Source organism: Hyphomonas sp., from assembly GCF_046313975.1.
In the GTDB taxonomy this organism is placed as follows: Bacteria; Pseudomonadota; Alphaproteobacteria; order Caulobacterales; family Hyphomonadaceae; genus Hyphomonas.
In genome coordinates this window covers 422-10,673 of sequence record NZ_JBKBXB010000061.1, presented here as the reverse complement: position 1 = coordinate 10,673, position 10,252 = coordinate 422, and the positions used below count along the sequence as shown (strand labels likewise).

Annotated in this window: 10 protein-coding genes and 1 riboswitch; of the genes, 5 read left to right on the top strand and 5 right to left on the bottom strand. The window is 64.5% G+C overall.

The window, feature by feature from the left end; translation table 11 throughout:
* Positions 1–118: 118 nt before the first annotated feature.
* On the bottom strand, positions 119–754 hold the full coding sequence (locus ACK4TE_RS15190) for an OmpA family protein (RefSeq protein WP_409912381.1): 636 nt from the start codon (positions 752–754) through the stop codon (positions 119–121).
* Positions 755–947: 193 nt separating this feature from the next.
* On the opposite strand from ACK4TE_RS15190, the gene rlmN reads away from it, so the two are divergent.
* Positions 948–2,105, top strand: a complete 1,158-nt coding sequence (gene rlmN, locus ACK4TE_RS15185; RefSeq protein ID WP_409912380.1) for a 23S rRNA (adenine(2503)-C(2))-methyltransferase RlmN — start codon at positions 948–950, stop codon at positions 2,103–2,105.
* Between the two features lie 73 nt (positions 2,106–2,178).
* Here the strand turns inward: rlmN and ACK4TE_RS15180 are convergent, their stop codons facing one another.
* Positions 2,179–2,691, bottom strand: coding sequence for a PadR family transcriptional regulator (locus ACK4TE_RS15180; protein WP_409912379.1), 513 nt, complete (start codon positions 2,689–2,691; stop codon positions 2,179–2,181).
* Between the two features lie 245 nt (positions 2,692–2,936).
* On the opposite strand from ACK4TE_RS15180, the gene ACK4TE_RS15175 reads away from it, so the two are divergent.
* The 3 genes from ACK4TE_RS15175 (at position 2,937) to ACK4TE_RS15165 (ending at position 5,070) form a co-directional block, all read left to right on the top strand.
* The gene (locus tag ACK4TE_RS15175; RefSeq protein WP_409912378.1) at positions 2,937–3,695 is read left to right on the top strand and encodes a phosphodiester glycosidase family protein; all 759 of its coding nucleotides are present in this window, start codon (positions 2,937–2,939) and stop codon (positions 3,693–3,695) included.
* Between the two features lie 80 nt (positions 3,696–3,775).
* Positions 3,776–4,117: an ArsC/Spx/MgsR family protein gene (locus ACK4TE_RS15170; RefSeq protein WP_409912377.1), complete on the top strand. Its 342-nt coding sequence runs from the start codon at positions 3,776–3,778 to the stop codon at positions 4,115–4,117.
* A gap of 68 nt (positions 4,118–4,185) precedes the next feature.
* Entirely contained in the window at positions 4,186–5,070 is an 885-nt protein-coding gene (locus ACK4TE_RS15165; protein WP_409912376.1) for an alpha/beta hydrolase family esterase, read from the top strand.
* Between the two features lie 9 nt (positions 5,071–5,079).
* Here ACK4TE_RS15165 and ACK4TE_RS15160 read toward each other — a convergent pair whose 3' ends face one another.
* From ACK4TE_RS15160 to ACK4TE_RS15150, 3 genes are read right to left on the bottom strand one after another with little or no spacing between them, the layout of a single operon-like run.
* A complete protein-coding gene (locus ACK4TE_RS15160) occupies positions 5,080–6,525 on the bottom strand; it encodes a serine hydrolase domain-containing protein (RefSeq protein WP_409912375.1) in 1,446 nt (481 codons plus the stop codon).
* A gap of 56 nt (positions 6,526–6,581) precedes the next feature.
* Positions 6,582–7,043: an SRPBCC domain-containing protein gene (locus tag ACK4TE_RS15155; protein WP_409912374.1), complete on the bottom strand. Its 462-nt coding sequence runs from the start codon at positions 7,041–7,043 to the stop codon at positions 6,582–6,584.
* Positions 7,040–7,387, bottom strand: coding sequence for an ArsR/SmtB family transcription factor (locus tag ACK4TE_RS15150; RefSeq protein ID WP_409912373.1), 348 nt, complete (start codon positions 7,385–7,387; stop codon positions 7,040–7,042). Before ACK4TE_RS15150 ends, ACK4TE_RS15155 begins: the two co-directional genes overlap by 4 nt.
* Positions 7,388–7,491: 104 nt before the next feature.
* A riboswitch (TPP riboswitch) is annotated at positions 7,492–7,590 on the top strand.
* 35 nt (positions 7,591–7,625) lie between these two features.
* On the opposite strand from ACK4TE_RS15150, the gene thiC reads away from it, so the two are divergent.
* The gene (gene thiC / locus ACK4TE_RS15145) at positions 7,626–9,593 is read left to right on the top strand and encodes a phosphomethylpyrimidine synthase ThiC (RefSeq protein WP_409912372.1); all 1,968 of its coding nucleotides are present in this window, start codon (positions 7,626–7,628) and stop codon (positions 9,591–9,593) included.
* The last annotated feature ends 659 nt before the right edge of the window (positions 9,594–10,252 follow it).

Sequence of the window (10,252 nt, the reverse complement as noted above, 5' to 3'; positions counted from 1 at the left end):
CACTCCCGTGGCCTCTATTCCACCCACAACCCGTCGGCCGCCCCCCCCCCCTCCCCGGGCGCCCCCCCCCTCGCCCCCCCCCCGCCAGTGTCTTCCCTGCCCTTCCAGGCGAAAGGCGTTATTGCGAAACCGGGGTCAGGATGATCTCGACCCGGCGGTTCTGCACGCGGCCGGCTTCGGTCGAGTTATCCGCAACCGGATAATCGATGCCCATGCCGATCGCCGTCATGCGCACCGGCTGGACGCCTTGGTTGGCGAGATAGCTGCGCACCGAATCCGCGCGCTGCTGCGACAGGCGCTGGTTGAAGTCGCGCGCGCCTTCAGAGCTTGCATGGCCGCGGATGTCGACAGCCGTTGACGGATATTCGACCAGCGTCGCTGCCACGCTGTTGAGGGCCTGGTAGAAGGCCGGCTGGATCGTGGCGCTCGACTGGGCGAAGGTGATGCCCGACGGCATGGTCAGCGCGAGCTGGTCGCCCTGACGCTCGACTTCGATGCCGGTGCCGGCAGTCTGCTGGCGCAGTTTTTCTTCCTGCTTGTCCATGTAGACGCCCACCGAAGCGCCGGCGATGGCGCCGACAGCTGCACCGATGGCGGCGTTCCGCTTGTCATCGCCGCCGGCCATCATGCCGGCCCCTGCGCCAAGGATGGCCCCGGCTGCCGTGCCGGTCAGCACGCGCTGGCTCGGACCGCTTTCGCAGGCCTGAACGAGCGGCAGCATGAGCGCTGCAGCAAAGAGGATGGATTTCTTCATGAGGTAGCTCCCTTTACATGAACTGGACACACGGCGGCCTATGCCGCACTCGTGATGAATATACGCCAACAGCATGCGCCTTTCCTGCAATTCGGTGACAAAAAGAAGGGAGATTCAAGCTTTTGACGTCTTACAATCCATCCATGTACGGCGTTGTTTTCCTTAATCTGCCGCGCATGCTATAGGCCCGCCGATGACCGTTTCCCTCGATCTTTCCCGGCGCCCGGCGCCGCAGCCCGGCCCGAAATCGCTGGCGGGACTGTCGATTCCGGCCCTGAAGGCCGAAATGGAAGCGCTGGGGCTTGATCCTAAACAGGCCGGCATGCGCGCCAAGCAGCTGCGCCGATGGATTCACCATTTCGGTGCCAATGACTTTTCCGTGATGACCGACATCGCCAAGGAGCTGCGCGCGGCCCTCGGCGAGAAATACATCCTCTCCCGGCCCGAAATCGCCGACCACCAAGTCTCGAAAGACGGCACCCAGAAATGGCTGACGCGCTTTGCGCCCGGCGTTGAAGGCGAAAGCGTCTATATCCCGGATGTCGGCAAGGCGGGCGCCCTCTGCGTCTCCAGCCAGGTCGGCTGCACGCTCAACTGCACCTTCTGCCATACCGGCACGCAGGCCCTCGTGCGCAATCTCACCGCCCAGGAAATCGTCCAGCAGGTGCTGATCACCCGCGACGCGCTCCGCGAGTGGCCAAGCTCGATGGAAGACCGTCTGCTCACGAACATTGTTTTCATGGGCATGGGCGAGCCGCTCTACAATCTCGACAATGTCGCCGAGGCCATCGACACGATCTCGGACGGCGACGGCATCGCCATCAGCCGCCGGCGCATTACCGTCTCCACCGCAGGCGTCGCGCCAAAAATTCCCGAACTCGGCCAGCGTACCGGCGCCATGCTCGCCATCTCGCTGCACGCGACAAATGACGAGTTGCGCAATGAACTCGTGCCGCTGAACAGGAAATATGATCTCAAGACCCTGTTCGAAGCCATCCGCGCCTATCCCGGCCTCGGCAACACGAAGCGCGTCACGTTCGAATATGTCATGCTGAAAGGCGTCAATGACACACTCGCCGAAGCGCGCGATCTCGTCCGCCTTCTGAAGGGTGTGCCGGCGAAGATCAACTTGATCCCGTTCAATCCCTGGCCGGGCTCGCCGTATGAATGCTCCGACTGGGAAACCATCGAAGCCTTCGCCGAAGTCGTGAACCGCGCCGGCTATGCCTCGCCCATCCGCACGCCCCGCGGGCGCGACATCCTCGCCGCCTGCGGCCAGCTGCGCTCGGAAAGCGTCAAGGTCCGCGCCAGCGAGCTGCGCCGCCAGCAGCAGGAAGCCGCCAGCAGCTAGCCCTTCGTTGTTTCGCAAAAAGAAAAGGGAGGCAAAGGCCTCCCTTCCCCGTTTCACGGTTTGTCCGGATCCGTCAGTCCTCTGACAGTTTGCTGATCTTCTCCTGCGCCTCTGCCAGGATCGCGGCAACCTTGCGCCGCGTCTCCCCGCCCGGCTCCCGGCGCATCACGGCGATCACCGTGTGTCGCAGCCGGTGCATCGCCGCGCGCACGTCTTCCGGATCCTGCGGCGCTTCGCCTGTCTGCAACGCGCCAAGCCGTTCATGGATCATCGCCAGCGTCTCCGCCTCGCGTGCCAGCTCTGCCTCGCCTTCCGGCGTCACCCGGAACGAACGCCGCGCGCCGTCCGCCACTTCCGCGATCCAGCCCAGGTCGCGCAGCGTCTCAAGCGCCGGATAGATCACGCCCGGACTTGGCACATAGGCCCCGCCGGTGCGCGTCTCGATCTCGCGGATCAGGTCATAGCCGTGGCGCGGCGCTTCCCCGATCAGCTCCAGCAGCAGCAGGCGCAGGTGCCCGTGATCGAGCGCCCGGCGCCCTCCGCCATGCCGGCCCCTGCCCTGCCCATGCCCGCGCCCATGCCGCATATGCCACCCCTTCCGGCAGTCAGAGCTGCTCACAAAGATGCGGACCGATGGCCCGCCCTGTCTTTTGTCCCGATACATGATGTTTTCTCCTTTCGATATATCTGATCCTCATATGGTTCCGATATATCGAAACGTCAAGATTAGATATATCTAAAAATGCGCACCTCCGCACAGCCGGCCTGATTCCACACCTGATCACACCGCTGTTGTTTGCGAATCTGCCGCCGCTGGTTAGGTTAACCGCCATGATCCGCCCGCTTCTCCTGTCTGCGCTTGCCGCATTGCTCACGGCCTGCAGCCAGGCGCGGGAAGGCCCCTGCGAAACCCGCATTTTCGAATCGATGCCCTATCTCGTCTGCCGTTTCGAACCGGCCGAAGACGACATCCGCCTGTTCCTGCGCGACGAAACCGGCGCGCCTTTCGGCCAGTTCGACCGGGTCGCGAACTCCGTTGCCGCACAAGGCGGCAGCCTGATCTTCGCTATGAATGCCGGCATGTACCATGACGACCGCCGCCCGGTGGGCCTCTATGTCGAGGAAGAAGAGTCCGAGATGGGCCTTGTGAAAAATGCGGGCCCCGGCAATTTCGGCATGCTGCCCAACGGCGTGTTCTGGATCGACGGCCGCACCGCCGGCGTCACCGAAACCCTCGCCTACGATGCCCGCTTCACGGAAGCCCCGCCGCGCTTCGCCACCCAGTCCGGCCCGATGCTGGTCATCGACGGCGAGCTTCACCCGGACCTCAATCCCGACGGCACCAGCCTGCGCCGCCGCAACGGCGTCGGCATCAGCGCGGATGGCGAGGAAGTCTTCTTCGTCATCTCCGATACGCCGGTGAACTTCCACACCTTCGCCCGCCTCTTCCGCGACGAGTTGCACACGCCGAACGCGCTCTATCTCGATGGCGCTGTCTCGAAGGTCTACGTCCCGTCGCTGGAACGCAACGAATCCGGCCTCGACATGGGCCCCATCGTCGGCGTCGTGCGCCGCGCAGACCGTAGCTGACCTCACTCGGCCGTTTAGCGCCTTGCGCTGCGCCGCCCCGCGCCATACCTCCCGGCCCTGATATGCAGGAGACCCGCCCCATGACCCTCAAACTCTACGGCCTGAAAAACTGCGACACCTGCAAGAAAGCCGTGAAGGAGCTTGAGGCCAGCGGCAGAGACGCCGAACTCGTGGACATCCGTGCCGAAGCAGATCTCGCCGTGAAACTCCCGCGCTGGCTCGCCGCCGTTGGCGACAAGCTCGTCAATCGCAGCTCGACCACCTGGCGAAACCTCTCGGACGCCGACAAGGCCCGCGCCGGCGGCGTCAGCCTCGAAGGCCTCCTCCTCGGCAACCCCACCCTGATCAAACGCCCGGTGATCGAAGCCGATGGCGAAATCCTCGTCGGCTGGACGGCGGAGACGAAAGCAAAAATCGGCTGATCGCCCGCAACGGATTCGAAATCCGCCCGCGTTTAACTCCGGACCGTTTCCTCCCGGAGCTTCCAGAAATGCGGACCGTCTGCGCCCTTTTCCTCGCCGCCAGCCTCCTCTTCTTTCCCGCCGCGACAGCCGCTCCCGGCCGCGCCCCGGAAGGCGAGACCCTCACCACCGGCAAGGGCAAGTCCGCCCGCGAATTCATCCTCTACCGCCCCGCAAATGCGTCAGGACCCGTTCCCGTCGTCATGGTCTTCCATGGCGGCGGCGGCGGGGACGACTGGATGGCGAACAAGTCGCGCGAACTCACCCGTACTCTGACGGGCGCCGGCTATGCTGTCGCCTACATGAACGGCTCCGCCCGCCGCGACGGCGAGAAGTTGCGCACATGGAACGCGGTGCACTGCTGCTCCTATGCGGCAAAGAAGAACATCAACGAAGCCGCCTACGCCGACGCCGTGCTGGACGTTCTCGACCAGCGTCTCGGGATTGACCGTTCACGGATCTTCCTCACCGGCCATTCCAACGGCGCCATGCTCAGCTACCGCCTCGCCGGCCAGATGAAAATCGCGCCCCGCGCCATCGCCCCCATCAGCGGCGCCATCTTCGCTGACCAGCCGGCGATCCCTGCCCGCACCTCGGTCTTCATGTATCACGCGAAGAACGACGAGGTTCTCAGTTTTGACGGCAATCCGGACGACAAGGCCGAACGCTGGCGCACAGCCCCGCATGTCGGCTTCGTGAAAGCCGAAGCGAAACTCGCAGAGCTGAAATCCTGTGGCCCTGCCTCGCCCGTCACCACCCCCATCGGCCTTACCACCACCACACGCACCTGCCCCGGCGGCTCCGTCCTCATCGCCACTGCAGCCGACACCGGCGGCCACGAATGGCCCGCTCGTCCGCAGGCGGACTACCGCATCGAAGACGCCCTCCTCGCCTTCTTCAACAGCAAGCGCTGAAGGCCAGCATCAGTCCTGCGGCGCCTTCACCAGCGTCATGCCCATGACGGACAGGCGCACATCGCTGCCGTTGATCTCGTAGCGGATCTCGAACCCGTCTTCCGGGCTGACCAGCGCGCCGCCCTCCACCGGAACAGCGCGGAAGTTGCCCGCAATCGGAGACGCGCCAAGCAGCTCGCCCTCACCGGCGCTGAATTCCAGGATCACATCCGGCGTGCCCTCGGCGGCATACCGCCCGGCCAGCACCGCCAGCGCCTCCGCGCTCAGTTCCTCTCGCTGCCTCGGTGCCGGCGCACCTGACGGCCAGCCGTGCAGCGCGCCGGCGGTCTCGACGATATCCCGATAAAGCCGGAACCCGTTATCAGCGTTCGTCATCACAACGATTGCATCGCCCCGTTCCGGCCAGACCAGCGCGTAGCAGGTATAGCCCGCATTGCCCCCGCTATGGCGCAGCGACACTTCCCCGTCATAAGGCACGATGCCGATGCCAAGCCCGTAATCACTGACCACGGGCCGCGTCACTTCCGCGGCCACTGCCGGATCAATGCCCTCTGCCCTCCCGGTCAGCGCCATGAGGAATCGTCCGAAGTCGGACGATGTCGTCCACAGACCCGCCGCCGCCAGTTCCGGATAGGTATGCCAGCGGCCTGCAATCTCCACGCCCTGACTGTTGTGCGCCGCCGCCACATTCCCGCCCGCCAGCGCCTCCGGCAGCGGCTGCGCGAATGTGCTCGCTTCCATGCCGACCGGGTCCAGCACAAGGCGCTGCATCAGCGCCGCAAAGTCCTCGCCGGAAACCTGCTCCGCCCAGTATTGCGCCACCGTGTATCCGCCGCCGGAATAGGAATACGGGCTGGCCGCATCCGGCCGGCGGATCACGACAGCCGGCGTGTTGGTCCGCGCCGATCCCGTGATCACTTCCAGAGTCGACGGCACAGGCGCGCCCGCCGCATAGCCCGGAAAGCCGCTCACATTCGCCCCGTTCGTATGCGACAGCAGCGCGCGCAGCGTCACCGGCACGCCGTCCGGATTCAGCGCTGCAAGGTCAAGTCCGGCCAGATCGCCGGAAATGTCCGTGTCCAGATCAACGCCCTTCTCCTGCGCCAATGCCACGATGCCCACCGAGGCCACCATCTTCGACAGCGACGCCGCCTGGAACAGCGTGCCGGCATCCACGCCCTCCCCAAAGCCCGCCGCCCAGTCCGGCGCGCCTGCGCGGTATACGGCAATCGATACGCCGGGCACGCCCAACGCCGCCATACGCTCCGCCAGCGGCACAGCCTTCGGCGTCTCGCCCGTCACCAGCGGTACGGGCGAAATGCCCGCCTCTAGAGCAATCTGCTCCGGCGGCGTGGTCTGTTCCACCGCGGGCGCCACAGCCGCCTCAGGTGCGCAGGCCCCCATCAGAAGCATCAGGCAGGCAGCAGGAATCAGAAAATGGCGATTGGGCTTCATGGCAGACTCCGGATAGCTGCCGGTACCCTAGCAGCGAATGCCCGCCCGCCTAGCCCTCACGCCGTCACCACCACACCGTCCAGCCGCGCCAGTGCGCTGGTCCAGCCCTGAAGCACGCCTTCCAGCAGGTCAGACCCGTCCACCGCCACGGTCTGCAGCGTCAGCACCAGCCGCGTGCCGCCGCCCGACGCCATGAACTCTGCCGAGACAAGGCTCACGCCCAGCAGCGTCTCACCCTCGCTGATCGACTCGGAATAGACGATCCGCGCATCCGGCACGATATCCAGATAGCGCCCGACAACCCGCGCGACCGCCTCCCCGCCCACCATGCACAGCTGGACATCCTCGCCGCCCACCCGGAAGTCAGCCGCCTCATTGCGGATTTCGACCTCATCAGATGGCGAGCCCCAGATGCGGCGCACCTCGGGATCTTCCCACGCCCGGAACACCCGCGCCGGGCTCGCGGCATAGGTATTCTCGAGCGTTTCTGTCCGGTGCACCATCGTCTGATGTGTCATTGCGTATCTCCTTTGCGGTTGAGCATGTCTCCGAGCCGGTCCAGCCGGCGCTGCCAGGCCGCGTGATAGCGCGTGATCCAGCGGTCGAGCTCGGCGAGACGCTGCGTCTCCAGCCGGCAGGTGCGCACACGGCCCTGCTTCACCGTGCTGATCAGCCCCGCCGCCTCCAGCACGCGCACATGCTGCAGGAAGCTCGGCAGCGCCATGTCATACCCCGCCGCCAGGTCCGTCACGCTCGCCTCCCCCGCCGACAGCCGCGCGATGATATCCCGCCGCGTCGCATCCGCGAGCGCGCTGAAGCCCCGGTCGAGCAGGTCCGGATCGGTCGATCGATAGTTAGCCATGTGCCTTAGTATGGCCGGTCAAGCCCTGAGTCAATACACTTAGGCGATCTCCTAACTATAAGACTCTCAGCCCCTTCCAATCCCCCTCATCCACGTCTAGAAACGCCTCATCCGAGGGGTGTCCGGCATGGGGCCGGGCTGAGAGTTACCCTTTGAACCTGATCCGGGTCATGCCGGCGCGAGGGACGGAAAACCGAACGCTAGAACATCCCGGGTCTTCCGCAGTCTGGAGACCCACATGAACAAGCCCGCCAACCCCGGCGATTTCACGCCCCCGACAGTCACGACCGGCCCGCTGCCCGCGAGCCGCAAGGTCTATACCCATCCCGCGCCGGGTCTCGCCGTGCCGCACCGCGAGATTGATCTTCATCCGTCTGCGAACGAAGCGCCCGTGCGCGTCTACGACACGTCCGGCCTCTATTCCGACCCCGCCGCCGCCATCGATGTCGAAGCCGGCCTCCCCCGCCACCGCCGCGCCTGGGTGCTCGAGCGCGGCGGCGTCGAGGAATACGAAGGCCGCGAAGTGCGCCCCGAAGACAATGGCGGCGCCACCGGCAAATACCTGGCGCGAGAATTCCCAGTGAGGCACAAGCCGCTCAAAGCTGTCGGCTTTGACCCCACAAGCAAGGCGCAGGCGCTGCGGCCCGGCGCCGAAGGCGGCGGAACAGCCGCGAGCAATCAGAAAAAGCCCGTCACGCAGTATGAGTTTGCCCGCGCCGGCATCATCACCAAGGAAATGATCTACGTCGCCGAGCGCGAGAACCTTGGCCGCCGGCAGGCGCTGGAAAACGCCCGCGCGCAGATCGAGCAGGGCCATCCCTTCGGCGCTGCCATTCCCGAACACATCACGCCCGAATTCGTCCGCTCAGAGATCGCCCGCGGCCGCGCCATCATCCCGGCCAACATCAACCATGCCGAACTCGAGCCGCAGATCATCGGCCGCAACTTCCTCGTCAAGATCAACGCCAATATCGGAAACTCCGCCGTTGCCTCATCGGTGGAGGAAGAAGTCGAGAAAATGGTCTGGGCCACACGCTGGGGCGCCGACAATGTCATGGACCTCTCCACGGGCCGCAACATCCACAACACCCGCGAATGGATCATCCGCAACAGCCCCGTCCCCATCGGCACCGTGCCGATCTACCAGGCGCTGGAGAAAGTGAACGGCATCGCCGAGCACCTCACCTGGGAGGTCTACCGCGACACGCTCATTGAACAGGCAGAGCAAGGCGTCGACTATTTCACCATCCATGCCGGCGTCCGCCTCGCCTATATCCACCTCACCGCAAACCGCGTCTGCGGCATCGTCAGCCGCGGCGGCTCGATCATGGCGAAATGGATGCTCGCCCATCACCGCGAATCGTTCCTGTACGAACATTTCGAGGAGATCTGCGACATCATGCGCGCCTATGATGTCTCCTTCTCCCTCGGCGACGGCCTGCGCCCCGGCGCCATCGCCGATGCCAATGACGCCGCGCAATTCGCCGAACTCGAAACGCTCGGCGAGCTGACGAAAATCGCCCATGCCCGCGGCTGCCAGGTGATGATCGAAGGGCCCGGCCATGTGCCGATGCACAAGATCAAGATCAACATGGACAAGCAGCTCGCCCTCTGCGGCGAGGCGCCCTTCTACACGCTCGGCCCCCTCGTCACCGACATCGCCCCCGGCTATGACCACATCACCTCCGGCATCGGCGCCGCCATGATCGGCTGGTTCGGCACGTCCATGCTCTGCTATGTCACGCCGAAGGAACACCTCGGCCTGCCGGACCGCAACGATGTGAAGGTCGGCGTCATCACCTACCGCATCGCCGCCCACGCCGCCGACCTCGCCAAGGGCCACCCCGCCGCGCAATTGCGCGACGATGCCCTCTCCCGCGCCCGGTTCGAATTCCGCTGGGAAGACCAGTTCAACCTCGCCCTCGACCCCGAAACCGCCCGCGACTTCCACGACCAGACCCTGCCGAAAGACGCGCATAAAGTGGCCCATTTCTGCTCCATGTGCGGCCCGAAATTCTGCAGCATGAAGATCACCGCCGAAGTGCGCGACTACGCCGCCAGCATGACCGAAAACGAACGCGCCAACCTCGAACGTCAGGCCGCCGAAGCCAGACGCGGCATGGAAGAGAAATCAAAGGAGTTCATGGACAAAGGCGGCGAGATTTATCTCTCCGCAGACGGACGGAGGCGCGAGGCGATAGATTAGGTTCAATGCCTGAAGCGGTGATCATAGCGGACGCGAATGGCGCGGGCAAAACAACCTTTGCCCGGCACTTCGTTCCGCTTGCGTTTCCCAATGCAGAGTTTCTGAACGCAGACGAGATTCAACATGAAGGCGGCTCGCTCGGATCACCGCTCGCCGCTGGATGAGAACTTATCCGCCAGCTTGAAGAAGTTGTTGCTACAAAACGTCATTTGCCGTCGAGACAACCTTGCCCTCAACCCAGTATGCGCGGCGCATTCCAGCATGGCGCAAGCAGGGATACACGACGACCTTGATCTTTCTGGAAGTGCCGGATTCAGATTTTGCTCTCGCTCGTGTCGCGCTCAGAGTGGCCATGGGCGGTCACAGCATTCCCGAGGACGATGTCCGTCGCAGATACACTCGAGGCTTGGCCCTGTTTGAGAGCGTCTATCGTTCCATCGTGGATGTGTGGTATTGGTACAAATGGAATGGAAAAGCCTATGAAATCCACCAGCAATCCTCAAACGCGCGTCGACAGGGCGGCAATTGAGCGCGCCCTCAAGGCTGCTGGAAAAGATGCCACATCCGGGCGCGCAGAACTCCAGCAAGCGTAGGGTGGGTTGAGCGAAGCGATACCCACCAACTTGGCGTGGCCGCGGTGGGTATCGCTTCGCTCAACC

Coding starts and splice junctions, on each gene's coding strand:
- ACK4TE_RS15190 (WP_409912381.1), bottom strand. CDS start 754: ATGAAGAAATCCATCCTCTTTGCTGCAGCGCTCATGCTGCCGCTCGTT.
- rlmN (WP_409912380.1), top strand. CDS start 948: ATGACCGTTTCCCTCGATCTTTCCCGGCGCCCGGCGCCGCAGCCCGGC.
- ACK4TE_RS15180 (WP_409912379.1), bottom strand. CDS start 2,691: ATGCGGCATGGGCGCGGGCATGGGCAGGGCAGGGGCCGGCATGGCGGA.
- ACK4TE_RS15175 (WP_409912378.1), top strand. CDS start 2,937: ATGATCCGCCCGCTTCTCCTGTCTGCGCTTGCCGCATTGCTCACGGCC.
- ACK4TE_RS15170 (WP_409912377.1), top strand. CDS start 3,776: ATGACCCTCAAACTCTACGGCCTGAAAAACTGCGACACCTGCAAGAAA.
- ACK4TE_RS15165 (WP_409912376.1), top strand. CDS start 4,186: ATGCGGACCGTCTGCGCCCTTTTCCTCGCCGCCAGCCTCCTCTTCTTT.
- ACK4TE_RS15160 (WP_409912375.1), bottom strand. CDS start 6,525: ATGAAGCCCAATCGCCATTTTCTGATTCCTGCTGCCTGCCTGATGCTT.
- ACK4TE_RS15155 (WP_409912374.1), bottom strand. CDS start 7,043: ATGACACATCAGACGATGGTGCACCGGACAGAAACGCTCGAGAATACC.
- ACK4TE_RS15150 (WP_409912373.1), bottom strand. CDS start 7,387: ATGGCTAACTATCGATCGACCGATCCGGACCTGCTCGACCGGGGCTTC.
- thiC (WP_409912372.1), top strand. CDS start 7,626: ATGAACAAGCCCGCCAACCCCGGCGATTTCACGCCCCCGACAGTCACG.